The following is a 23,675-nucleotide window of genomic DNA, read 5'->3' as shown; positions in this document are numbered from 1 at the left end:
TGGCTGCCTGGGGTTCACCTGGGTGGCTGGCGGAGTTTTTGTGTTGTTTATTTTGTGAGGATCAATTTTCCGGCATGGGTCTGGCGCAGCAGGTAGCGTTGACCGTCATGCTCGATAATGACCCGTCCCTCATCGCCCAGCAGGGTTTTGCTGTCAATGCGACGCTCGGCGGGGGCAGATGCTGTGTCTGTTTTTGGCGGCGTTGCCGCAGTGTTATCCGTACGTGACATAATGTTTATAAATAACAATCAATGTAACAATGATAATCATTATCAATAAACTGCAAATTTGCGGCAAGCGTTTTTGTGAAAAAAGGGTGAGAGGATCAAATTTGGGGGGGGAAGTGCGGTTTGATGCCCTCACCCCGGCCCTCTCCCACAGGGAGAGGGAGAAGGGCACGTATCGTAGGTCGGGTAAGCGCAGCGCCACCCGACAATAACATCAGAAGCGCGAATCTACCGCAGACGCCAGCTTCTCCAGCAGCAGTTCGCTGTCTTCCCAGCTCAGGCATGGGTCGGTGATCGACTGGCCGTAAACCAGCGGCAGACCCGACACGATTTTCTGCGTGCCTTCGCGGATAAAGCTTTCGGCCATAATGCCCGCAATGGCGCTTGAACCGCTGCGGATCTGCTGGCAGATCTCATCGCAGACATCCAGCTGGCGACGGTGCTGTTTCTGACAGTTACCGTGGCTGAAGTCCACCACCAGATGTTCCGGCAGATCGAACTCGGCCAGCGTTTCACAGGCCGCGGCAATATCCCCGGCGTGATAGTTCGGTTTCTTGCCGCCGCGCATAATGATATGCCCGTACGGGTTACCGCTGGTCTGGTAGATGGTCATCTGGCCGCTCTTATCCGGCGAGAGGAACATGTGGCTGGCACGCGCAGCGCGGATCGCATCGACCGCAATCCGGGTGTTGCCATCGGTTCCGTTTTTAAACCCGACCGGGCAGGAGAGGGCAGAGGCCATTTCACGGTGGATCTGGCTCTCGGTGGTCCGCGCGCCAATCGCGCCCCAGCTGATCAGATCGGCGATAAACTGGCCGGTCACCATATCGAGAAACTCGGTGGCCGTGGGAACGCCCAGCTCGTTCACCTGCAAAAGCAGCTTACGTGCCAGCTCAATCCCATGGTTAACGCGATAGCTGCCGTTGAGATCGGGGTCTGAAATTAATCCTTTCCAGCCCACCACGGTACGGGGTTTTTCAAAGTAGGTCCGCATCACGATCTCAAGGCGATGCTGGTGTTGTTCCCGCAGCCCCTGTAGCCGTTTTGCATAATCCATCGCCGCGTCCAGGTCATGGATCGAGCAGGGGCCAATTACCACCAGAAGACGTTTGTCTTCACCATTAAGAATTTTTTCAATGCGTCGGCGCGAGGCCGTAACATGCTCCGCAACGCCTGCGGAAAGTGGATGCCGCTGTGCCAGTTCAGCCGGTGTAACCAGGCTGTCAATGCGCGCTGTGCGGAGTTCGTCGGTTTTATTCATGGAATGTCTCAGAAATTTTTTGCTTCATCGGCAGACTACCGGGAAGTGATGGGCATCACCTTAAACCAATCCCTGCTGATTTCAAGTTCGGGGCGGCTCCGCCCCGAGGATGTGGTGGATGATACCTGAATCTGAGCTAATGTACTAGCATATTAGTACATGCGACGATTAAGACCCATGATGTCGAGAATTTTGGTGGCGATCTCTTCGACCGAATAGTTGGTGCTGTTCAGCCACGGGATCTGGTTTTTGCGGTACAGCGCTTCCACTTCGGAGACCTCCATTCGGCACTGGCGTATGGAGGCGTAGCGGCTGTTCTCGCGGCGCTCTTCGCGGATGGCGGCAAGGCGCTCCGGGTTAATGGTCAGCCCGAACAGCTTGTGCTGCAGCGGCTTCAGGGCGGCAGGCAGCACCAGATTGTCCATATCATCGGCAATGAACGGGTAGTTGGCGGCACGAATACCAAACTGCATCGCCAGGTAGAGGCTGGTAGGGGTTTTGCCGCAGCGCGAGACGCCCAGCAAAATGACCTGCGCCTGGTCGAGGTTTCGCAGCGAGATGCCGTCGTCATGCGCCAGGGTGTAGTCAATGGCGGCGATACGCGCATCGTATTTGGTCAGGTTGCCAGGGTTCAGCCCGTGGGTTCGGTGGGCGATGGGGGTCGGGTCGAGCTTCAGCTCGCTCTGCAGCGGAGCCACCAGCGCCTGCACGATATCCTGACAAAAGCCTTCGCTTTGCAGAATGATGTTGCGAATTTCCGGGATCACGATGGAGTAGAACACCAGCGGCCGTACGCCCGTCTGCTGGTAAATAGCATCAATCTGATCCTTGACCGCCCGCGCGCGGCTCTCATTTTCCACAAACGGCAGCGTGATGCTGTTAATCGAAACGGGGAACTGTGACATCACCGCATGCCCCAGCACCTCGGCGGTAATCGCCGTACCATCAGAAATATAAAAAACGTGGCGATCGACAGCATTATCCATTTTATCCACCCTGAATATCGGACCTAATTGTCTGAAAGCATAAATTAAAAAAGTTAATTGCACAGCAAAGAAGTTATCTGAATTTAAAATGAAATGGTGTTTTTGATTTTCCTGAAAAGTGGATTTCATTTTTCAAATAGCGACGTCATTTTTGTGGTTTTTGGCTGAATATATAGGAATCATCGGCTTATCCGGTGGAGGGAAAGTATCCGAAAAGTTGAAAATTTAAATTGCTTACACGATTCACCGTTTTTTTAGCGTAAATAAATATGCCAGTATAAATACGTAGTCAGGTGTTTCTTACTCCGATCAAATATCACAAAAGGATTGTTTCGATGTCCAACAATGGCTCGTCACCGCTGGTGCTTTGGTATAACCAACTCGGCATGAATGATGTAGACAGAGTTGGGGGCAAAAATGCCTCCCTGGGTGAAATGATTACAAATCTGTCCGGTATGGGTGTCTCCGTACCAAACGGGTTTGCCACGACCGCCGATGCGTTTAACCTGTTTTTAGACCAGAGCGGTGTAAACCAGCGCATTTACGACCTGCTGGATAAAACGGATATTGATGACGTTACCGAGCTTGCTAAAGCCGGGGCGCAGATCCGCCAGTGGATTATCGACACACCTTTCCAGCCGGAACTGGAAAAAGCCATTCACGATGCGTACAACCAGCTCTCCGCTGATGATGCGCAGGCCTCTTTCGCCGTGCGCTCCTCTGCAACCGCAGAAGACATGCCGGATGCCTCGTTCGCCGGACAACAGGAAACCTTCCTGAACGTTCAGGGGTATGACGCGGTACTGGTGGCGGTGAAACACGTGTTCGCCTCCTTGTTTAACGATCGCGCTATCTCCTATCGCGTGCATCAGGGCTATGACCATCGCGGCGTCGCGCTCTCTGCGGGCGTACAGCGTATGGTGCGTTCCGACGTGGGCTCTTCCGGTGTGATGTTCTCCATTGATACCGAGTCCGGCTTCGACCAGGTGGTATTCATCACCTCCGCGTGGGGCCTGGGTGAGATGGTGGTGCAGGGGGCCGTGAACCCTGACGAATTCTACGTCCACAAACCGACGCTTGCCGCCAACCGTCCGGCGGTGGTTCGCCGCACCATGGGCTCGAAAAAAATCCGCATGATCTATGCCCCGACCCAGGAGCATGGCAAGCAGGTGAAGATTGAAGATGTACCGCAGGAGCTGCGCGACCGCTTCTCCCTGACCGACGCCGAAGTGCAGGAGCTGGCGAAGCAGGCGGTGCAGATTGAAAAACACTACGGCCGTCCGATGGACATCGAATGGGCCAAAGACGGTCACACCGGCAAGCTGTTCATCGTCCAGGCGCGCCCGGAAACGGTTCGCTCCCGCGGTCAGGTGATGGAGCGTTATACCCTCCACGCGCAGGGCAAAATCGTGGCGGAAGGCCGCGCGATTGGTCACCGCATTGGTGCCGGTCCGGTGAAAGTGATCCACGATATCAGCGAGATGAACCGCATTGAACCGGGCGACGTGCTGGTAACCGACATGACCGACCCGGACTGGGAACCGATCATGAAGAAAGCCGCGGCTATCGTCACCAACCGCGGTGGCCGTACCTGTCACGCGGCGATCATCGCCCGCGAGCTGGGGATCCCGGCGGTTGTCGGCTGCGGTGACGCAACCGAACGCATGAAGGACGGACAGAACGTGACCGTCTCCTGTGCCGAAGGGGATACCGGCTACGTGTATGCTGACATCCTTGACTTCAGCGTGAAAAGCTCCAGCGTCGATACCATGCCGGACCTGCCGCTGAAGATCATGATGAACGTCGGTAACCCGGACCGCGCGTTTGACTTCGCCTGCCTGCCGAACGAAGGCGTGGGCCTGGCGCGTCTGGAATTTATCATCAACCGTATGATTGGCGTTCACCCGCGCGCGCTGCTGGAGTTTGACGACCAGGACGCAAAGCTGCAGAACGAAATCCGCGAGATGATGAAAGGCTACGACTCGCCGAAAGAGTTTTATGTTGGCCGTCTGACCGAAGGGATCGCGACGCTCGGTGCGGCGTTTTATCCGAAGCGCGTGATCGTGCGTCTGTCGGACTTTAAGTCTAACGAATACGCCAACCTGGTGGGCGGCGAGCGTTACGAGCCGGAAGAAGAGAACCCGATGCTGGGCTTCCGTGGGGCCGGACGTTATGTCTCCGACAGCTTCCGCGACTGCTTCGCGCTGGAGTGTGAAGCGGTAAAACGCGTGCGCAACGACATGGGGCTGACTAACGTTGAGATCATGATCCCGTTCGTACGTACCGTGGACCAGGCGAAAGCGGTGGTGGACGAGCTGGCGCGTCAGGGGCTGAAGCGCGGCGAAAATGGGCTGAAGATCATCATGATGTGTGAGATCCCGTCCAACGCCCTGCTGGCAGAGCAGTTCCTGGAGCACTTCGACGGCTTCTCTATCGGTTCGAACGACATGACGCAGCTGACGCTGGGTCTGGACCGTGACTCCGGCGTGGTCTCTGAGCTGTTCGACGAACGCAACGAGGCGGTGAAAGCCCTGCTGTCGATGTCCATCCGTGCGGCGAAGAAACAGGGTAAATACGTCGGGATTTGTGGCCAGGGCCCTTCTGACCATGAAGACTTCGCGGCCTGGCTGATGGAAGAGGGGATCGACAGTCTTTCCCTCAACCCGGACACCGTGGTGCAAACCTGGCTGAGCCTGGCTGAACTGAACAAGTAACGTCTTCCGTATCTGAAAAGGCGAGGAAAATAATCCTCGCCTTTTTTATTTCCGCTTATATTTGCTCCCCATCACAAATAAAGTAAAAAACCAAATATCATAATTTGTCTGTTAATTTAGACAATTGTTAGCACACAAAGGGTTGCTAATACTTGAGCCTTACCGCGCAAATCAACAGGATTTTGCGCAACTGGTTGAAATACGTTTTAACCTGATAAAAAGGCAAATAACAAATGACAATCTCCTCTGTACTGCGTACCAAAGATAAAATAGGTTATGGCTTAGGTGATATGGCCAGTGCGCTGGTCTGGCAAACAGCGACGTTATTTCTTGCTTATTTCTATACAGACGTTTTCGGTTTACCCGCGGCCATTATGGGCACCATGTTTTTAGTGGTACGCGTGGTCGATGCCTTTATTGATCCCTGTATCGGCGCGCTGGTGGATCGCACCCAAACGCGTCACGGTCGTTTCCGTCCATGGCTGCTGTGGTTTGCCATTCCGTTTGGCGTAAGCTGCCTCATTACGTTCTACGTTCCCGACGTCGGGCCCACGGCGAAAATCGTCTATGCCTGTGTGACCTACGGGATTTTAAGCCTCATCTATTCCGCCATTAACGTCCCTTACTGCGCCATGCCGGGCGCGCTGACGCTGGATCCGCGCGAGCGCCATTCGCTGCAGTCGTGGCGCTTTGGCCTGTCGTTTATCGGCGGGTTGATTGTGACGGTTATCGCTTTGCCGTTGGTTTCGCATCTTGGACAGGGCAACGTACAGAAAGGCTATTTCTATGCCATGAGCCTGATGGGATTACTGGGGATTATTTTATTCTTCTGCTGCTTCCTGATGACCCGCGAGCGCTATTCTCCGCGGAATGATACTTCTGGCTCCATGCTCACCGATTTAAAACTGCTGGCCGGGAACAGCCAGTGGCGAATTGTGTTCCTGTTTAATATTTTGCTGTTAACGGCGGTCGTGACGCGCGGCTCTGCCACGATGTATTACGTGAATTATGTGCTGTTGCGTCCGGAACTGGTGTTTGCCTTTATCGTCTCCGGGATGGTGGCCTCCTTAAGTGGCGCATTATTATCCGAACGGCTGCTGGGGAAATTTGACCGCGTACGTGCCTATCAGTGGACCATTATTTCCTTCGTGATTTTTGGGGCGCTGATCTTCTTCCTGCCGCCTTCACAGGTCTGGCTGATTTTCGGCCTCAATATTGTCTTTAGCTTCATCCAGAACCTGACCACGCCGCTGCAGTGGACCATGTTCTCCGATGTGGTCGACTATGAAGAGCACCGCAGCGGTCGCCGGCTCGATGGTCTGGTCTTCTCCACCGCGCTGTTCGCCATCAAATTTGGTCTGGCGTTGGGTGGGGCAGTGGTGGGTTGGGTGCTCGGGATGGTGGATTACGCGCCAGGCCAGGCAACCCAGACGCCGCACGTACTCACGACCATTAACGCACTGTTTACCCTCATTCCGTGCGTGCTGTTCCTCTGCATGGTCGCGCTGCTTGCCATCTACAAACTCAACAGTCGGCTGGTGGATTCCATCGCCCGCGAACTGGCCAGCAAGCGCGACGTGCGGCCAGAAGCAGGGCAACTCAGCCCGGCTGCCCCTTCCGCCCTACAGGAGTAAAACATGACTGCAATCTATAAGGACGCGGGACGTCCCGTGCACGAGCGCGTCGCCGACTTGCTGGCACGCATGACCCCGGAAGAGAAGTTCGCCCAGATGCACGCGTACTGGTTGATCCTCGATGAAAACGGCAACCACCGTGAACGCAGCGACTTGAGTGACGAATTCGCGGGGGTGAGTGAACAGGCCTCGCTCAGCGAACGGCTTAAGCTTGGCGTCGGGCAGATTACCCGTCCGCTGGGTACCCATATCGTTGATGCGCAAACCGGCGTGCGCGCCGCCAACCGTCTGCAGCGCATGATGATGGAAGAGACGCGGCTCGGCATTCCGGCGCTGTTCCATGAGGAGTGTCTGGTGGGGTTGTTGTGCAAAGCGGCCACGCTGTTCCCGTCATCGCTCAACTACGGTTCAACCTGGGATCCGGCGCTGGTGCAGCGGGCAGCCGAGCAGATAGGCAAAGAGGCGCGGTCCGTGGGCTGCCAGCAGGGGCTGGCCCCGGTGCTGGATGTCTCCCGCGATGTGCGCTGGGGGCGCACGGAAGAGACCTTTGGCGAAGATCCCTGGCTGGTGGGTGTGATGGCCACGGCCTACGTTAAAGGGCTGCAGGGCGATAAACGCGATCTGCTGGCCACGCTTAAGCACTATGTGGGCCACTCGTTCAGCGAGGGAGCGCGCAACCATGCCCCGGTTCATCTGGGCTTTAGCGAACTGAATGATACCTTCCTGCTGCCGTTTGAAATGGCGGTGAAGCTGGCCAATGCCGGGTCGGTGATGCCTGCCTACCACGATATCGACAATCAGCCGGGGCACAGTGACCACTTCCTGCTGACCACCGTCCTGCGCGAACAGTGGGGCTTTGACGGGATCGTTGTGGCGGACTATGGCGGCGTCAGCCTGCTACATCAGCATCACGGGGTCTCGCATGATGCGACCGAATCCGCCGCGCTGGCCTTTAATGCCGGGCTTGATGTTGAGCTGCCGAAAGATGACTGCGCCCGCCATCTGGCCGAGGCCGTCGAGCGTGGTCTGATCTCCATGGCGAAAGTGGACGAGATTGTAGGACGCGTGCTGACCGAAAAATTCCGTCTCGGCCTGTTTGAAAACCCGTATGCCGATGAAAGCGGCATTGATTTGCAAAATGAGACTACCCGGCAGGTTGCACGTGAGGTGGCGACCCGTTCGCTGACGCTGCTGGAGAATAACGGCATTTTGCCTCTCGGCGGCAAACCCCGCGTGGCGGTGGTGGGCCCCACGGCGGACGATCCGCTGGCGTTGCTCAGCGGCTACAGCTTCCCGGTGCATTTGATTATCAGCGATATGGTTGACGAAACGTCACAGGTGACGACTCCGCGCGCGGCGCTGGAGCACTATCTGGGCGCGTCGAACGTGCGTTATGCCAAAGGGTGTCACATCATCGAAAAACGAATGGCGGGCGCGCCGGTCTTCCCGGGTGACAGCGGGGGCAAACCGATGCAGCAGTCGCCGGTGTCGCAAAGTACCGCGCTGATCCCCGAAGCCGTGAACGCCGCGCAGGAGAGCGACGTGGTGGTGGCCTGCGTCGGCGACCTCGCCGGTTTGTTCCAGAGCGGCACGGTAGGGGAAGGATCCGATACCGATTCCCTGAACCTGCCTGGCGTTCAGCAACAACTGCTGGAAGCCCTGGTCGCCACGGGCAAACCGGTGATTGTCGTGATGACCGGTGGGCGGCCGTACAATCTTCAGGGGCTGGAAGATAAGGTCGCGGCGCTGATGATGGCCTGGGCGCCTGGGCAGGAAGGGGGCTGGGCAATTGCCGATGTGTTAACCGGGCGCGCGGAGCCGCAGGGACGTCTGGTGGTGAGCGTGCCGAAAAGTGCGGGCGCCATGCCGTACTACTACAACCACAAGCTGAAAAGCGGCGGCACGCCATTCGCGTTCCACTTTGGCTCCCGCTATCCCTTTGGTTTCGGCCTTGGCTGGACGCAATTTAACTGGGGCGCAGCACGCCTCGCGCAAAACAGCGTACCGGTGGACGGCGAAGTTGTGTTGAGTATTGACGTCACCAACCGCGGTGAACGCAGCGGCAGCGAGGTGGTGCAGGTGTACGTCCGGGATAAGGTTGCCACGCAGGTGCGGCCGCTTCAGGAGCTGAAAGCGTTCCAGCGCGTGGCGCTCGCGCCGGGCGAAACGGCCACGCTCACCTTTACGCTGCCTGTGGAGATGTTCAACTTTACCCGTCGGGACGGCAAACGCATTGTCGAGCCGGGCGAGTTTGAGCTGCAGGTGGGGGCATCGTCGGCGGATATTCGCGACGTGGTGACGGTCAATGTGACGGGAGAGACGCGGGTGCTGCCTGCTGAATGGCGCATGCTAAGCACCTGTCAGGTTCAACACGCGTAGCCAGGATAAAAAAAAGCCCATCGTGGGAGATGGGCAAAGACTACACACAGCAATTCGTTGTTTCACTCAGGGGATTTCCATGCTTATAAATCAAGGTGTTGATTTATAACCGTGAGCTAATAGTAGGCATGCCAATCTTGAGCGTCGATCAGATTCGTCTCAATAGTTAAAGAGAAGTAAAGATTTCTTGAGGTGAATAGCGGACTTAGAGCAAAAAAGGCGGGTCGGACCAGTGCGCAACGAATAAATAGTTTAGCAACATTTAAGTATTGCCGGGGAGAATGTAGGCCGGGTAAGCGTCAACGCCACCCGGCAATCCCTTTTACTGCGTATTCTTCTCTTCCAGCTCTTCGAGTTCGCTCAAAATCACATCCGGGTCGGTACCCGGCGGCGGCACTTCGTGTACCCAGGCGGAGAAGAGACGCCAGGTGACGGCAAGCAGCACCGGTCCAATAAACAGACCGATCATCCCAAAGGCGATTAACCCGCCAATGACGCCGGAGAGAATCAGGATCAGCGGCAGGTCCGCGCCCATGCGGATGAGGATGGGACGAATCACGTTATCCATGGTGCCAACCACGCAGCTCCAGACCAGCAGAACGGTTCCCCACGTGGTATCCCCGGTCCAGTAAAGCCAGATGATGCTTGGGACCAGCACCAGCAACGGCCCCAGCTGCGCAAGACAGGTCATCAGCATCACCACCGTAAAGACGGTAGCGTACGGCACGCCAGAAATGGCCAGGCCAATACCGCCCAGCACCGCCTGCACCAGCGCCGTGACGACCACCCCAAGCGCAACCGCCCGCACGGCCTGCGCCGCCAGCAGAACTGCGGCATCGCCGCGTTTACCGGCCAGTCGGGTAGCGAAATGGCGTACGCCCAACGCTACCTGTTCACCGCGCCAGTAGAGCAGGGCGCTGAAGACCAGCATCAGCGCACAGTGCATCATAAAGCGACCAATATGTGCCGCCTGACCCACAAACCAGGTGGTGGTGGTGCCAATATACGGACGCACTTTCGCCATCAACGCGCTGCCGCCCATCTCCAGCAGGCTATGCCAGCCGCTGTAAAGTTTGGCGCCTACCACCGGAATGCTGTTCAGCCAGGCGAGATCCGGCAGCGTTAAATCACCGCTGGTGACGGCGCGAATAACCGGGCCACTGGAATCGACAAGGCTGTTCACCAGCAGCGCAATCGGAATAATAAACAGCAGGAACAGCAGCAGCGTCATGACCAGTACCGCCAGACCGCGGCGGCCAAACAGCAGTTTCTGCAAACGTAACAGCACCGGCCAGGTCGCCACGACCACCGTTGCGGCCCAGGCGAAGCCAAGTATGAAAGGTTGAACAATCCACAGACACGCAATAATCATGAGGGCCAGAAACAGCACCGACAGCAAAATTTGCGCAACATCCCTGGGCTGGCGAAGATTGACCATAAATGAAACTTTCCTTAATAAACACCAGCGAGGCTGGCGGGAACGGATAACCGCGTCACTCTAATCATTAATGATATCAGCGATTTTTGACAGGCGGATTTTGCCCGTAATTCAGCGAAGCACATAAGAAAAAAATGTGATAAAACTTTCCAGACACAACGCAAACGATTTCACACTACTCTAATTAGGGTCGACAGTCATGATCCCACAGATTTCTCAAGCACCTGGCGTCGTTCAGCTGGTGCTTAATTTTTTGCAGGCACTGGAGCAACAGGGTTTTACAGGTGATACCGCCACGAACTATGCCGACAGGCTGACGATGGCGACCGATAACAGTATTTACCAGCTTCTTCCCGATGCAGTCGTCTTTCCACGTTCAACGGCCGATGTGGCGCTGATTGCCCGGCTGGCGACGCAAGAGCGTTTTAGCGCTCTGGTGTTCACCCCGCGCGGCGGCGGCACCGGAACAAATGGCCAGGCCCTGAACCAGGGCATCATCATTGATATGTCGCGCTATATGAACCGCATCATCGAGATCAATCCTGAAGAGGGATGGGTACGCGTTGAAGCGGGGGTGATTAAGGATCAGCTCAACCAGTATCTGAAGCCCTACGGCTACTTTTTTGCGCCGGAGCTTTCTACCAGCAACCGGGCAACCATCGGCGGTATGATCAACACCGATGCCTCCGGGCAGGGTTCGCTGGTCTACGGAAAAACCTCCGATCACGTTCTGGGCGTACGGGCGGTGCTGCTGGGCGGCGATATCCTGGATACCCAGCCTGTGCCGGTCGAGCTGGCGGAAACGCTGGGTAAAGAGAACACCGCAAGCGGGCGCATCTATCGCACCGTGCTGGAACGCTGTCGCGATAACCGCCAGCTGATCCTCGACAAATTCCCCAAACTGAACCGCTTCCTGACCGGTTACGACCTGCGTCATGTCTTTAACGACGAACTGACCCAGTTTGATTTGACCCGTGTGCTGACTGGCTCCGAAGGAACGCTGGCGTTTATTACCGAGGCGCGGCTGGATATCACCCGGCTGCCCAAAGTGCGCCGCCTGGTGAACGTCAAATATGACTCCTTTGATTCCGCGCTGCGTAATGCCCCGTTTATGGTGGAGGCGCAGGCGCTGTCGGTGGAAACCGTTGACTCGAAGGTGCTTAATCTGGCGCGGGAAGATATCGTCTGGCACTCGGTGCGGGAGCTGATTACCGATGTGCCGGACAAAGAAATGCTCGGGCTTAACATCGTTGAATTTGCCGGAGACGATGCAGAACTTATCGATAGCCAGGTGACCACGCTCTGTCAGCGGCTTGATGAACTGATCGCCCACGGCGAAGGTGGGGTCATTGGCTGGCAGCTCTGTAACGACCTGGCCGGCATTGAGCGTATCTACGCGATGCGTAAAAAAGCGGTGGGGCTGCTCGGCAATGCCAAAGGCGCCGCGAAGCCGATTCCGTTTGCCGAAGATACCTGCGTCCCTCCTGAGCATCTGGCGGATTATATCGTTGAATTCCGTGCGCTGCTGGACAGCCACGGCCTGAGCTATGGCATGTTCGGCCACGTTGATGCCGGGGTGCTGCATGTGCGTCCGGCCCTGGACATGTGCGATCCGCAGCAGGAGATCCTGATGAAACAGATCTCCGATGAGGTGGTGGCCTTAACCGCGAAATATGGCGGCCTGCTGTGGGGGGAACACGGAAAAGGGTTCCGCGCCGAGTACAGCCCGGCGTTCTTCGGTGAACAGCTCTTCGGCGAGCTGCGCAAGGTCAAAGCGGCGTTCGATCCCAATAACCGTCTCAATCCGGGGAAAATTTGTCCGCCGGAGGGGGTGGACGCGCCCATGCTGCAGGTGGATGCCGTCAAGCGCGGCACGTACGACAGACAAATCCCGATTGCCGTGCGCGCGTCCTGGCGTGGGGCGCTGGAGTGTAACGGCAACGGCCTGTGCTTTAACTTCGACGTGAAAAGCCCGATGTGCCCGTCGATGAAAATCACCAGCAACCGCATTCATTCGCCAAAAGGGCGGGCGACGCTGGTACGCGAATGGCTGCGTTTGCTGGCCGATCGCGGTATCGACCCGCTCAAGCTGGAGCAGGAGTTGCCGGAAAAACGGGCCAGCCTGCGTTCCCTGATAGAGCGCACCCGCAACAGCTGGCATGCGAATAAGGGCGAGTATGATTTCTCCCATGAGGTGAAAGAGGCCATGTCCGGCTGCCTGGCCTGTAAAGCCTGTTCGACCCAGTGCCCGATTAAGATAGACGTACCGGAGTTCCGCTCGCGCTTCCTGCAGCTCTACCACACGCGCTATCTGCGCCCGATGCGCGACCATCTGGTGGCAACGGTGGAGAGCTATGCCCCGCTGATGGCCCGGGCGCCAAAAACGTTCAACTTCTTTATCAATCAGCCGCTGGTGCGCAAGCTTTCCGAAAAACATATCGGGATGGTGGATCTGCCGTTGCTCTCGGTGCCGTCGCTGCAGCGTCAGCTGGTGGGGCACCGCTCGGCAAACATGACCCTGGAGCAGCTTGAGGCGTTAAGTCCTGAGCAAAAAGCGAAGGTGGTGCTGGTGGTGCAGGATCCGTTTACCAGCTATTACGACGCGCAGGTGGTGGCCGATTTTGTCCGTCTGGCGGAAAAACTGGGGTATCAGCCGGTGGTTCTGCCGTTCTCACCCAACGGTAAGGCGCAACACATTAAAGGCTTCCTCAACCGCTTCGCGAAAACGGCGCAAAAAACGTCTGATTTCCTTAACCGGGTCGCCGGGCTGGGCATGCCGATGGTGGGTGTCGATCCGGCGCTGGTGCTCTGCTATCGCGATGAATATAAGCAGACGCTGGGCGATAAACGCGGGGCGTTCCACGTTATGCTGGTGCACGAGTGGCTGCCGGCGGCTCTCGAGCAGACCAGCGCCATGGAGGTCAGCGGTGAGCCGTGGTACCTGTTTGGCCACTGTACCGAAGTCACCGCGCTGCCGGGCGCACCTGCGCAATGGGCCTCTATTTTTGCCCGCTTTGGCGCGAAGCTTGAGAGCGTCAGCGTCGGTTGCTGCGGCATGGCAGGCACTTACGGGCATGAAGTGAAGAATCACGCCAACTCGCTCGGTATCTACGAGCTGTCATGGCATCAGGCGATGCAGCGCTTGCCGCGAAACCGCTGCCTGGCAACGGGCTACTCCTGTCGTAGCCAGGTGAAACGTGTTGAAGGTAACGGGGTACGCCATCCGTTACAGGCTTTACTGGAGATTATCGGATGATCTGGAAACGTGCCGTCACGCTACAGGCATTAAACGCCATGGGCGAGGGGAATATGGTCGGGTTGCTGGATATCCAGTTTATCCGCATCGGCGAAGACGATCTGGAGGCCACCATGCCTGTCGATCATCGTACGCACCAGCCGTTTGGTTTACTGCACGGCGGTGCGTCCGTGGTGCTGGCCGAAACCCTGGGCTCGGTGGCGGGGTATCTCTGCACCGAAGGGGAGCAGAAGGTCGTCGGGCTTGAGGTGAACGCCAACCATATTCGCTCGGTGCGCAGCGGGCGCGTGCGCGGTATTTGCCGCGCGCTGCACGCCGGTAGCCGTCATCAGGTGTGGCAGATTGATATTCTCGATGAGCAGGATCGGCTGTGCTGCTCATCCAGGCTGACGACGGCGGTGGTATAAATTTCCTGATGTTTTTGCATTTGGTCAAAATCTCGCCAGGGTGTTGTGATATACTGGTCAGGATTTGTACACAAGTGAGGACATCATGGATACTGAAATAACCCCAACGCAACTGGCAATTGAATATTTACGTCGCGATAACAGCAACCTGTCTCCGGCGCAGTACCTGAAAAAGCTGAAACAGCTTGAACTGGAGTTTACAGATTTGCTGGCGCTCTCTTCGAATGAACTGAAAGAAGAGATCTATTTTGCCTGGCGCTTGGGCGTTCACGTCCATTGAGAGAGTGAAAAGGCCGCGAGTGCGGCCTTTTTTGTGTCTGCAATTCAGTACCGGGCGGGAAGTTTATTGATTTTAATCAGCCTGCCATCTTCCATTTCAATAAAGCCCCCTGTTTTGAGATCGGCCAGGATACGCATCACGCCGCTGCGGGAAAGCTGGGTTTTATCGCGAATGTAGCGTTCTGCGGTTATCTCCCGGCGATAAGATTCATCTTCATTCATTAATAACATCAGCTGCTGGCGGATCATCTCATAGGCCGTCGGGGCACCCTTTGGCATGACGGTGTTATAGAGCCGGTTGTACATAAACATCAGGTGGTTTGATATCAACCCCCATAGCGCCTTCTCCTGAATAATGACGTGGAGTTGCTCTGCGGTCAGCGTTCCAATCTTGCAGGGGGTCACCGTTTTCAGGTAGTCGTCAAAAAAGATGTCATTAATATTAGCCACTCCAAATAACGCCGGGCTTTTCGCGGTCGACAGCATCAGATTGTCGCTGCGTCGGTAAATGGCAACGGTCCCTTCCAGAATCAAATAACTCATTCCCCGGCCATCAACCACCAGATCCAGCTGCTCCCCGCGATCGAGATGACGGACAGTAGAATAAGGTTGTAAGTGCGTAATCAGCGCTTGCGCATAGGGAGAACCACGATGGGGTTTTTCTGTGGAGGACATAACCTGAACCTGAAAGAATCATCTTTCTGATTATAGCGTTACTCCTTATTACCGACATCACCTGAATCAGTATTTCCGCGGCAGATGGTGGACATCAAGCAGCACGCCGCGCTCCATCGTAATGTACTTCCCGGTGCGCAGTTCGGCCAGGATCCGCATTATCCCGCTACGCGAAAGCCAGGTGCGACTTTGTATATAGGCGGCCGCCGTGGTGTTCAGCCGTATTGCTTCGGGCTCCTGCATCAATTCAACCAGCTGAAAACGGATGATGTCATAGGCCGACATCTGCGAGATCCGCGAGCAGTGCTCATAGACCCGGGAGGCGGTATAGATCAGCAGATGCGAAAACGGCTCCCATAAATTGTGTTGCGCAATCACGCCGTTAAAACGCTCCAGCGAAACCCCGGCGAGTTCGGAGGTCTCCAGCGCCCTGACATACAGGTGCTCTGAGGAGAACTGGCTACTCACGCCAAGAATAAACGGCGCGGATTCAGAATTTAAGACGATGCCATCTCCCCGACGGTGCAACGCCACGCTGCCCTGGAGCAATAAAAAACACTGACGCACGTCGTTTGCATAATAGTGGAGCACTTCCCCCCGGGACAGTATGCGCCTCTCTGCCAACGGAAAAAGATGATCAATTAATTTCTCGATGTGCTTATAGGGTTTAGCCGTAAGCACGGTGGCTTTTTCATTATCGAGACTGGGAGCCATTCGGGTGTTCATCAGATACCTCACTCACGGACGCGATCATTATTTGATCGATATAGAGAATTATCTTAAAAAACAGCGAGTCGTGGAATATTTAAGACGGGTCCAAAAATAGACCGCAGTAAATGACGAGCCTAATTATATGAATTTTAAGGACGTAAATTAGGGGTCTAAAAGTAGACTCGAAATAGAAAGGCTTAAGAAATTTCAAAACTGAAATGTATTTATTTTGTTAAAGAGAAGTCTACAGCTAGACCTCAAAATAGATTGTGTACCGAAAAAGAGTTGTATAAATTTCGGTCATCGGCTGATGAAGCCCGAATTATATAATCTGGATTTCAGTAATAAATAAAGTGATACAGGATTTGATGATGAAAAATAAAATGATGATAACCCTGCTGGCAGTGGGTTCCGCCCTGACAGCAACCCACGCTTTCGCCGCAGCAGGTACCGTTAATTTTAACGGAAATATTCTGGATTCCGCCTGTGACGTTGATGTGGCTTCGCAGAACCAGGTGGTGGTATTAGGTGATTATTATAAGACCGAGTTTCCAACCACCGGGGCCAGAACCGCAGCCACGCAATTTAATATCGTGTTGAAAAATTGCCCGGTGACGGTGACCAACGCGAAGGTTCGCTTTGATGGTACGCCAGATGCCACCAATTCCAGCCTGCTGGCGATTGATTCGTCTGCGGCGGGAGCGGCGACCGGAGTGGCAATCAACCTGATGAGTGCGGATAAGGCGGATCTGCCGCTTCACGGCAGCAACAGCTATAGCTATGTGCTGAGCAGCACCGCGGATAATACCCTGAGTTTCTACGCTCAGTATATTTCCACCGCAGCGACTGTCACCGCCGGTCCGGCGAATTCTGTCGCTAACTTCTCCGTGGTTTACAACTAATCGTTTGCAGCAATGTGCAGGGGGCCAGCCCGGCCCCTTTGTGGTATGAGGTTTACAATGCGTTTTATCAACACAACCGGACTGGCCGTAGCGCTGTCAGCACTGACGCTGAGCACAGCGCAGGCCGGAGTGATTATTGGCGGCACCCGTATCATTTTCGATGGGACAAAAAAAGAGGCGTCAATAAGCATTAATAATCCTGACGCGACGCCTTATTTAATTCAGTCATGGATAGATACGCCGGAAGGTAATTCAGGTAAAGCGCCTTTTATTATTACACCACCGTTATACCGACTGGATGGCGGGCAAAAAAACGTCGAGCGAATTGTGATGGCGGGCGCACTGCCTCAGCAGCAGGAAAGTTTATTTTGGCTGAATATTAAAGCGATCCCTTCGGCATCAAAACAGACGAACGCCCTGCAAATAGCAGTGAAAACGCGCATCAAACTGATCTACCGGCCAGAAAGTTTGCGGGCGTCTACGCCAGAAGAACAGGCTAATAAATTAACCTGGCAACGCGCCGGGAATGAAATTCAGGTCAACAACCCCACGCAATATGTCGTCAATTTTAATGAAATTACGCTGGGGGGGAAAAAGCTGGACGATGTGACCTACGTGTTACCCGGCGCCTCAGCCCGGTTTGTATTACCCAATGAGGCAAGGGGAGATTCACTCACGTTTAAAATTATCAACGACTATGGCAGTCCCGGCGTATTACATAAAGCCAGTTTGTGATCCTTTCACAAACGGCAACGCCTGCATTAACCCGGTAATTCGCAATGACGGTAAATAACACAATGAAACCCGCACGCCTGGCGATGTTTATCGCCTTAGCGTTTGGCGGATCCTCAACCTCGCTCTACGCCAGTGTTGCCTTTAACTCCGAATTAATTGAGCTGGATAATCCAGGCATGGATAAAGCCGATTTGTCGGCCTTTGAATCAGGTTCGCAGGCAGCGGGGATCTACCATGTCGATATTATTGTCGACGACGCGTTTCTCGAGACGGGGGATATTCAGTTTACCGCGAGCAAAGCCGACAACGGCGATGCGTCATTGCAGCCTTGTCTGAGTCTTGCGCAATTAAAACGCTGGGGGGTGAAAACGGCATTATTTCCTGCGCTCAGTGCAGGACACGGTGAATGCGTCAATCTTCAGGCGATTCCCCAAGCCAGTGCCGATTTCCAGTTTGGTGCCCAGCGTCTGGTGTTGAGTATTCCGCAGGCCGCCATCGATCTGCCGGCAAGAGGCTATGTGCCGCCGGAGATGTGGGATGAGGGGATAACGGCAGCCATGCTCAATTACAGCCTCAGCGGCGCGAACAGCCGGGCGAAAGCGGGTGAGGGGGCCAGCAGCAACAGCCAGTATGCGAACCTGCGTCCGGGGATAAATATTGGCCCGTGGCGTCTACGCAACTACACCACCTGGTCACGGGATGGCGCGGGGAAAGATCGATGGGACACGGTCTACAGCTATCTGCAACGTGCCGTTATTCCCCTGAAAGCGCAGCTTACCCTTGGGGACAGTTCCTCCCCGGCGGATGTCTTTGACAGCGTGCCTTTTCGCGGGGTTCAGCTGGCATCGGATGATGACATGTTACCGGACTCCCTGAAAGGCTATGCCCCAGTGGTCCGCGGGATCGCGCGCACCAATGCTCAGGTGGTGATTCGCCAGAATGGCTATCAGATCTACCAAAGCTACGTGGCGCCGGGCGCGTTTGAAATTACCGATATGTATCCCACCGGCGGCGCGGGCGATTTAGACGTGACCATCAAAGAGGCCGATGGCAGCGAGCAGCATTTCACGCTGCCGTATGCCTCGGTACCGATATTGCAGCGCGAAGGGCGACTGAAATATGCCCTCACCGGTGGACAGTATCGCGCCTACAACAGCAGCGTGGAGAAAACCCCGTTCGGGCAGATCGCCGCGATTTATGGGCTTCAGAAGGGCATCACGATCTATGGCGGGGTGCAGGGTGCCAGCAAATATCAGTCGCTTGCGGTCGGCGCCGGTAAAAACATGGGGGATTTCGGCGCGCTTTCCGTCGATGTCACCCAGGCCTGGTCAACGCCGGCCAATACTGCAAAAACGCAGGGGCAGTCCTGGCGAGCGCGTTACAGCAAGAACGTCATTAATACCGGCACCAACTTTTCGATTGCGGGGTACCGTTATTCAACGCGCGGCTATTACGGACTCCAGGACGTGCTGGACTCCTGGGGGAACAACGGCGCACTTCAGGACAGACGGCGTAACCGCCTGGAGCTCACCATGAGCCAGACGCTGGGCGGTGACCGGGGGGCGCTGACGCTCAGCGCCGCGCGGGAAGATTACTGGAACGCTGACAGACCCATGGCGTCGTGGAGTGTCGGCTACAACAATGACTGGCACAACATCAGCTATGGCGTGAGCTGGACATACAGCAAAAATGGCAGCCCGTCGTCTGGCAGTGGAAGTACAAAGACCTACGCTAACGACCAGCTTCTGGCGCTGACCGTTAGCGTACCGCTGGATAAATTTCTGCCGCAGACGTGGGCTAACTATGGCCTGAACGCCAGCAAGAACAGTGGCACGACGCACAGTATCGGCATGAACGGGGTGGCCCTCGACAATAGCGCCCTGAGCTGGAATATCCAGCAGGGTTACGGTACGGATGGCGTGGGCTATACCGGTACGCTCAACGGCGACTATAAAGGCACGTACGGGGAAGTTACGGCGGGCTATGGGTACGACAAACATAGCGAGCGCCTTAGCTATGGTTTGCAGGGAGGGATCCTCGCGCATGCTGATGGCGTGACGCTGTCTCAGCCGCTGGGGGAAACCAACGCGTTAATCAAAGCCCCGGGCGCGCACGGCGTGAATATTCGTAATCAGTCCGGCGTGCGAACGGATTTCCGGGGCTATACGGTGGTGAATAACCTCTCCGTATACCGCAAAAACGATCTCACTCTCGATCCGGAAAATATGCCTGACGATGTGGAGCTGGAGATCAACACCCGCACGGTCACGCCTACGCGCGGCGCGGTGGTAAAAGCCGATTATTTGTCCAAAGTCGGACGTCGGGTGCTGATGACGTTGACGACGCCTGAGCAGTTCGTGCCGTTTGGCGCGGTTGTTACCCTGGCGGATGATGACAAGAGCAGCTTTATCGTGGGCGATCGCGGCCAGGTCTATTTAACCGGCCTGCGCGACCAGGGCACGGTCCTGGCAACATGGGGACATCAACCTCACCAGCAGTGTCGGGCAGATTTTAGCCTGCCGAATGGAGCGCAATACGGCGGCATCACGGACATCAGCGTCTCGTGTCGCCGGGAGCATTAAGATGAAACGGATCAACATGTTATTACTGCTGTGCTGTCTTTGCGCATGGCATATCGCCCGGGCCGGGACCTGCACCACCATTACGCCTCAACTTTCTACGCTGTCGGTGGGCACAATCAATGTTCAGCGCGATGCGCCTGTCGGCACGGTGATTTTTTCCGGCGCGGCGAGTAATACCGGCACCTACCTTAGCGGGTGTACCAATCCACTTATGTTGGGTTTTAGCATGCGATACAACAATGCCGCGCTGAGCAGCTACGGCAATCATGTTTACAACACCAACGTTAGCGGGATTGGCATTCGGCTTTCATCAAATGCCTATTTTGAGAACCCGAGCAATACGTTCTCGTATAGTGCGCAGACCTCGTATGTGGTCTGGTACGGGGGCTGGGTCGAGTTGGTGGTGACTGGCCCGGTATCGTCCGGCGCCTTAACGCCAGGCCCCATAGGGGCGGTGACGCTGCAGGGCAGCGACGGTATTTACCGTGACGGGTTAACCGTGCAGCTGACCGGCGGCACAATCAACGCGCTGGCCTGCACCATCACCACGCCGCAGCTGACGTTCCCGATTGGTGATATTTCGGCCGCAGCATTTGGCTCAGTGGTGGGGACCACGCCAGCAGTTGCGCAGAATACGCAAAACCTCGGGTTGAACTGCAGCGTTGGCACCAATATTTCGGTTTCCCTGAGCGGAATACAGAACCCGGACAGTGCGAATACCAGCGTAATGGCATTAACAGGGCAGGGAAACAGCGGCACCGCAAAAGGCGTTGGCGTACAGCTTCTCTATAGTGGCTCGCCGCTGACGTTAAACAGCCGTCTTTTATTAAAACAGTCAGCAGGCGGGCAGGAGACGCTCCCGTTAACGGCACGCTATTACCAGACATTAACATCCGTTGAGTCCGGCTCGGCAAATGCCTCCGCCACCCTTAATTTGACCTACCAGTAACAGGTGAAATGATGAAATTACCCTTCAGGAGAGGGATGTTCCTCCTTGCATTCAGCTGGAACGTCGTTGCGGCTGATAGCGTTAATCTGGGCGTGACGGGAAATATCATCGCCTCGCCCTGTGTATTTAATGGCGGGAGCGCAAACCTGGATATTAATCTTGGAAATATACAGGCGACTAATATGGCGACGCCGGGATCGACATCAGATCCGGTGCCGTTTAATTTGCAATTTACCCAGTGCCCGGCGGGGACCCGCAGCGTCACGGTCTCGTTCACCGGCACCCCCGATCCGGCGGCCGGTGCGGACTACTACATGAACAGCGGCTCGGCGACAAACGTGGCGATAGCCATGCGTGAGGCCGCAACGGGAACGTTGAAGGGGACCGGGTCCAGCATAACGCAAAATATTGCGCCGGACAGAACGGCGAGCATGGCCATGCAGGCTTCGGTAAAATCTGTTACCGGTGGCGCGACGCCGGGCAGCGTCAGCGCAGTTGTTGTGATGACCATGCAATACAATTAACAATCCCGCGCGTTAATAACGCTTATTGACTGACCCACATCGGTATTTGCTATGTTGAATATTCTGATTCAAGAGACAGACCAATTTTTTCACCATGGGCTGCAGTGTTTCTTTGTGGAATTCTTTTTGCGTAATTTTAAGCAGCAGATTCATTTCGAGGCGGAGCTTAGCCGTGATAACGTCAGTGCCGCCGATATTATCGTTCTCTCGTTTTGTATGGGGGAGGCGCTGGTCTGTTTTCCCGAATTACAGGCGCGCCAGAAAGGGATTGTGATCGGATTGGTAGAAGATGAATATCATTTTTCTGCCTTACCCTCCTGCTTTAACGATATTATTTTTATTTCACGTCGTGCTTCTCTTGATCGGATAAGCCAGGTGCTGTTCATTGCCTGGTACCGCGCAGAGCTGGCGGGGAACAGCTGGAAGCAAAAAAGCTGCGCAGAGTGTCAGCATAAAATATTATCACCCCAGCAAAAACGCATTATGGCCAATTTTTACCGGGGATTATCGGTAGTGCAGATCGCGCATGCGCTGAAGATCAGCGATAAAACCGTTTTTACGCAAAAGTATGTAATGATGCAAAAGTTTAATCTGCGAACCGATTTTGAACTGATTGCCCTTATTCGCCGAATGGTGCAAAGGAACAGTTACCCAAACCGGCTCGGTGACTATCTCGCATTCTCTTTGATACTGTAAATTACCTGAATTTGTGCGCCGTTATGCGCCTTTAGCATAGCGCGCGCGTCATGGTACTTTTTATGCTTTATATAATGACGCCTTCGCTATGCAAATTCACAAAACCATCAAGCCGATTTTTGTCTGTAAATTTAAGTGTGTTGGGCCAGAATGCTTAATGTCATGTTGTCGTGGCTGGACAATCGCTATCGACAAGAAAACTCATCAGAAATACGTTCTCTCCTCGCACACAGAGATTGCCGCCATTGCCAAAAAGAACCTTATCCTGCAGAGAAAGGGTAAGAATAGCTACTCCAGAGTGAAGTTAAACGAAAAAGGGGACTGTCCTTTTATCGATGAAAACAAGCTCTGCATGGTCCACCGCGATCTGGGGGAAGAGGCGCTCTCGCATACCTGCAGCACTTACCCCCGGAGTTCAACTCGCTACCAGGATGAGACACGGCACACGATGACGCTCTCCTGCCCGGAAGTGGTGCGGCGGGTGCTGTTTGACCCGGATGCGATGCTGCTTCAGGAGCAGGATGAGCTCGTGGCGGGCTATAAAACCAATTTGATTGGGCAGCGCCAGTCTGTCTCGAAGACTCAACAGGTGATCCATCTTTTCGCCTGGAATTTAATCCAGTCGCCATCCCGTAATATAGAAGAAAATTTGATGGCGCTGGCGCAGTTTATTCTTTGTCTCCAGCACGTTAACTTTGATCTGCATAATAAATTTGCTGAAGTGGAAAATTTCTACGAAGCGCTTCTCAATGAGTTGCAAAGCGAAAAATCGCTGATGGATTCCGGTCATCTGGCGAAGTCAAACGCAATGAAATATCTGGCGTTGTCCGTCATGGGAACGCATGTTGCAAAAGATTCAGCCCGGGACGGTTTTATTCTTGAAGGGCATCAGCAAATTGCCGCATACCTGGATGTTGCCGGTATTAGCGACGCGGCGGAACTGGAGACGAAATTCGACGCGATTAATCAGCAGTGGCACAAATTATGTGAGGATTCCTGTTTGTCAGAACCTTACGTGTTACGCAATTACCTGCTGTACAAACTCTACAGCAGCTATTTCCCCGGCAAAAACATGGCGACGATGATGCGTCAGTTTTATCGTATCGTGCTGGACTTTTTCTATATCAAATTCATCCTCAGCGTGAGATCGATGCAGGGCGAAATCGACCAACAGGTGGTAATGAAAACCATCGCCAGCCTCTCCGAAAAGACCATGCACAATAACACCATTGATGCCCGCATGGACGCTGCGATTGATAAAATCAATGGCGGCGATGATTTATCCTGCCTGCTGTTGATTGAATAAACGCCCGTAACGTA

At 55.0% G+C, this 23,675-nt stretch carries 19 protein-coding genes and 1 other RNA gene; 13 read left to right on the top strand and 7 right to left on the bottom strand.

From position 1 onward, the window contains the following. Window positions 1-47: 47 nt before the first annotated feature. The 3 genes from hemP to ppsR all read right to left on the bottom strand — a co-directional run bounded on the left by hemP (window position 48) and on the right by ppsR (window position 2,474). On the bottom strand, window positions 48-230 hold the full coding sequence (gene hemP, locus VF709_RS06680) for a hemin uptake protein HemP (RefSeq protein WP_020688348.1): 183 nt from the start codon (window positions 228-230) through the stop codon (window positions 48-50). A 211-nt stretch (window positions 231-441) separates the two neighbouring features. Beyond that, window positions 442-1,488 (bottom strand): 3-deoxy-7-phosphoheptulonate synthase AroH, encoded by a 1,047-nt coding sequence (gene aroH / locus VF709_RS06675; protein ID WP_149896463.1) that lies wholly within the window; start codon window positions 1,486-1,488, stop codon window positions 442-444. Between the two features lie 152 nt (window positions 1,489-1,640). After that, window positions 1,641-2,474 (bottom strand): posphoenolpyruvate synthetase regulatory kinase/phosphorylase PpsR, encoded by an 834-nt coding sequence (ppsR, locus tag VF709_RS06670; RefSeq protein WP_440231168.1) that lies wholly within the window; start codon window positions 2,472-2,474, stop codon window positions 1,641-1,643. A 335-nt stretch (window positions 2,475-2,809) separates the two neighbouring features. Between ppsR and ppsA the strand changes: the two genes are divergently transcribed. From ppsA to VF709_RS06655, 3 genes are all read left to right on the top strand, one after another. Continuing rightward, entirely contained in the window at window positions 2,810-5,188 is a 2,379-nt protein-coding gene (gene ppsA / locus VF709_RS06665) for a phosphoenolpyruvate synthase (RefSeq protein WP_013096979.1), read from the top strand. A 233-nt stretch (window positions 5,189-5,421) separates the two neighbouring features. Beyond that, complete coding sequence (locus VF709_RS06660) at window positions 5,422-6,822, top strand: MFS transporter (protein ID WP_013096978.1); 1,401 nt, start codon at window positions 5,422-5,424, stop codon at window positions 6,820-6,822. Window positions 6,823-6,825: 3 nt separating this feature from the next. After that, entirely contained in the window at window positions 6,826-9,201 is a 2,376-nt protein-coding gene (locus tag VF709_RS06655; RefSeq protein ID WP_095454819.1) for a glycoside hydrolase family 3 N-terminal domain-containing protein, read from the top strand. A gap of 5 nt (window positions 9,202-9,206) precedes the next feature. On the opposite strand, the gene rprA is transcribed toward VF709_RS06655, so the two are convergent. Then, window positions 9,207-9,314: antisense sRNA RprA (gene rprA / locus VF709_RS06650), an RNA gene on the bottom strand. A 209-nt stretch (window positions 9,315-9,523) separates the two neighbouring features. Beyond that, window positions 9,524-10,639: an AI-2E family transporter YdiK gene (gene ydiK, locus VF709_RS06645; RefSeq protein WP_013096976.1), complete on the bottom strand. Its 1,116-nt coding sequence runs from the start codon at window positions 10,637-10,639 to the stop codon at window positions 9,524-9,526. Window positions 10,640-10,838: 199 nt separating this feature from the next. Between ydiK and ydiJ the strand changes: the two genes are divergently transcribed. The 3 genes from ydiJ to VF709_RS06630 all read left to right on the top strand — a co-directional run bounded on the left by ydiJ (window position 10,839) and on the right by VF709_RS06630 (window position 14,582). Beyond that, complete coding sequence (gene ydiJ, locus VF709_RS06640; RefSeq protein WP_020688342.1) at window positions 10,839-13,895, top strand: D-2-hydroxyglutarate dehydrogenase YdiJ; 3,057 nt, start codon at window positions 10,839-10,841, stop codon at window positions 13,893-13,895. Beyond that, window positions 13,892-14,302 carry a 1,4-dihydroxy-2-naphthoyl-CoA hydrolase gene (gene menI, locus VF709_RS06635; protein ID WP_023620692.1) on the top strand — a complete coding sequence of 137 codons (411 nt, stop codon included), beginning with the start codon at window positions 13,892-13,894 and terminating at the stop codon, window positions 14,300-14,302. Before ydiJ ends, menI begins: the two co-directional genes overlap by 4 nt. An 85-nt stretch (window positions 14,303-14,387) precedes the next feature. After that, window positions 14,388-14,582: a YdiH family protein gene (locus tag VF709_RS06630; RefSeq protein WP_013096972.1), complete on the top strand. Its 195-nt coding sequence runs from the start codon at window positions 14,388-14,390 to the stop codon at window positions 14,580-14,582. Window positions 14,583-14,626: 44 nt separating this feature from the next. Here VF709_RS06630 and VF709_RS06625 read toward each other — a convergent pair whose 3' ends face one another. Together VF709_RS06625 and VF709_RS06620 are read right to left on the bottom strand one after the other, a co-directional pair. Further along, window positions 14,627-15,256: a helix-turn-helix domain-containing protein gene (locus tag VF709_RS06625; protein ID WP_013096971.1), complete on the bottom strand. Its 630-nt coding sequence runs from the start codon at window positions 15,254-15,256 to the stop codon at window positions 14,627-14,629. A 66-nt stretch (window positions 15,257-15,322) separates the two neighbouring features. Beyond that, on the bottom strand, window positions 15,323-15,982 hold the full coding sequence (locus VF709_RS06620; protein WP_129251585.1) for a helix-turn-helix domain-containing protein: 660 nt from the start codon (window positions 15,980-15,982) through the stop codon (window positions 15,323-15,325). A gap of 356 nt (window positions 15,983-16,338) precedes the next feature. Here VF709_RS06620 and VF709_RS06615 point away from each other — a divergent pair, with 356 nt between their 5' ends. From VF709_RS06615 to fliB, 7 genes are all read left to right on the top strand, one after another. Continuing rightward, entirely contained in the window at window positions 16,339-16,869 is a 531-nt protein-coding gene (locus VF709_RS06615; protein WP_029882031.1) for a fimbrial protein, read from the top strand. A 57-nt stretch (window positions 16,870-16,926) separates the two neighbouring features. After that, window positions 16,927-17,604 (top strand): fimbrial biogenesis chaperone, encoded by a 678-nt coding sequence (locus VF709_RS06610; protein ID WP_038419183.1) that lies wholly within the window; start codon window positions 16,927-16,929, stop codon window positions 17,602-17,604. A gap of 44 nt (window positions 17,605-17,648) precedes the next feature. Next, window positions 17,649-20,186, top strand: coding sequence for a fimbria/pilus outer membrane usher protein (locus VF709_RS06605; RefSeq protein WP_149896461.1), 2,538 nt, complete (start codon window positions 17,649-17,651; stop codon window positions 20,184-20,186). A gap of 1 nt (window position 20,187) precedes the next feature. Beyond that, entirely contained in the window at window positions 20,188-21,135 is a 948-nt protein-coding gene (locus tag VF709_RS06600) for a fimbrial protein (protein ID WP_440231167.1), read from the top strand. 35 nt (window positions 21,136-21,170) lie between these two features. Continuing rightward, window positions 21,171-21,659: a fimbrial protein gene (locus VF709_RS06595; RefSeq protein ID WP_440231166.1), complete on the top strand. Its 489-nt coding sequence runs from the start codon at window positions 21,171-21,173 to the stop codon at window positions 21,657-21,659. 51 nt (window positions 21,660-21,710) lie between these two features. After that, complete coding sequence (locus VF709_RS06590; RefSeq protein ID WP_013096964.1) at window positions 21,711-22,355, top strand: helix-turn-helix transcriptional regulator; 645 nt, start codon at window positions 21,711-21,713, stop codon at window positions 22,353-22,355. Window positions 22,356-22,443: 88 nt separating this feature from the next. After that, entirely contained in the window at window positions 22,444-23,661 is a 1,218-nt protein-coding gene (gene fliB / locus VF709_RS06585; RefSeq protein ID WP_149896459.1) for a flagellin lysine-N-methylase, read from the top strand. Window positions 23,662-23,675: the final 14 nt, after the last annotated feature.

Origin of the sequence: Enterobacter sp. Lyrl_3 (assembly GCF_051948675.1) — a bacterium.
GTDB lineage: Bacteria > Pseudomonadota > Gammaproteobacteria > Enterobacterales > Enterobacteriaceae > Enterobacter > Enterobacter cloacae.
This window is presented reverse-complemented; position numbering and strand designations above follow the sequence as displayed.

Excerpts from the sequence above, each read along its gene's own strand:
- VF709_RS06620 (WP_129251585.1), bottom strand. The coding sequence starts at position 15,982 with ATGAACACCCGAATGGCTCCCAGTCTCGATAATGAAAAAGCCACCGTG.
- fliB (WP_149896459.1), top strand. The coding sequence starts at position 22,444 with ATGCAAATTCACAAAACCATCAAGCCGATTTTTGTCTGTAAATTTAAG.
- VF709_RS06610 (WP_038419183.1), top strand. The coding sequence starts at position 16,927 with ATGCGTTTTATCAACACAACCGGACTGGCCGTAGCGCTGTCAGCACTG.
- ppsR (WP_440231168.1), bottom strand. The coding sequence starts at position 2,474 with ATGGATAATGCTGTCGATCGCCACGTTTTTTATATTTCTGATGGTACG.
- menI (WP_023620692.1), top strand. The coding sequence starts at position 13,892 with ATGATCTGGAAACGTGCCGTCACGCTACAGGCATTAAACGCCATGGGC.
- VF709_RS06625 (WP_013096971.1), bottom strand. The coding sequence starts at position 15,256 with ATGTCCTCCACAGAAAAACCCCATCGTGGTTCTCCCTATGCGCAAGCG.
- aroH (WP_149896463.1), bottom strand. The coding sequence starts at position 1,488 with ATGAATAAAACCGACGAACTCCGCACAGCGCGCATTGACAGCCTGGTT.
- hemP (WP_020688348.1), bottom strand. The coding sequence starts at position 230 with ATGTCACGTACGGATAACACTGCGGCAACGCCGCCAAAAACAGACACA.
- ydiK (WP_013096976.1), bottom strand. The coding sequence starts at position 10,639 with ATGGTCAATCTTCGCCAGCCCAGGGATGTTGCGCAAATTTTGCTGTCG.
- ppsA (WP_013096979.1), top strand. The coding sequence starts at position 2,810 with ATGTCCAACAATGGCTCGTCACCGCTGGTGCTTTGGTATAACCAACTC.
- VF709_RS06605 (WP_149896461.1), top strand. The coding sequence starts at position 17,649 with ATGACGGTAAATAACACAATGAAACCCGCACGCCTGGCGATGTTTATC.
- VF709_RS06595 (WP_440231166.1), top strand. The coding sequence starts at position 21,171 with ATGTTCCTCCTTGCATTCAGCTGGAACGTCGTTGCGGCTGATAGCGTT.
- VF709_RS06660 (WP_013096978.1), top strand. The coding sequence starts at position 5,422 with ATGACAATCTCCTCTGTACTGCGTACCAAAGATAAAATAGGTTATGGC.
- VF709_RS06630 (WP_013096972.1), top strand. The coding sequence starts at position 14,388 with ATGGATACTGAAATAACCCCAACGCAACTGGCAATTGAATATTTACGT.
- VF709_RS06600 (WP_440231167.1), top strand. The coding sequence starts at position 20,188 with ATGAAACGGATCAACATGTTATTACTGCTGTGCTGTCTTTGCGCATGG.
- VF709_RS06655 (WP_095454819.1), top strand. The coding sequence starts at position 6,826 with ATGACTGCAATCTATAAGGACGCGGGACGTCCCGTGCACGAGCGCGTC.
- VF709_RS06590 (WP_013096964.1), top strand. The coding sequence starts at position 21,711 with ATGTTGAATATTCTGATTCAAGAGACAGACCAATTTTTTCACCATGGG.
- VF709_RS06615 (WP_029882031.1), top strand. The coding sequence starts at position 16,339 with ATGAAAAATAAAATGATGATAACCCTGCTGGCAGTGGGTTCCGCCCTG.
- ydiJ (WP_020688342.1), top strand. The coding sequence starts at position 10,839 with ATGATCCCACAGATTTCTCAAGCACCTGGCGTCGTTCAGCTGGTGCTT.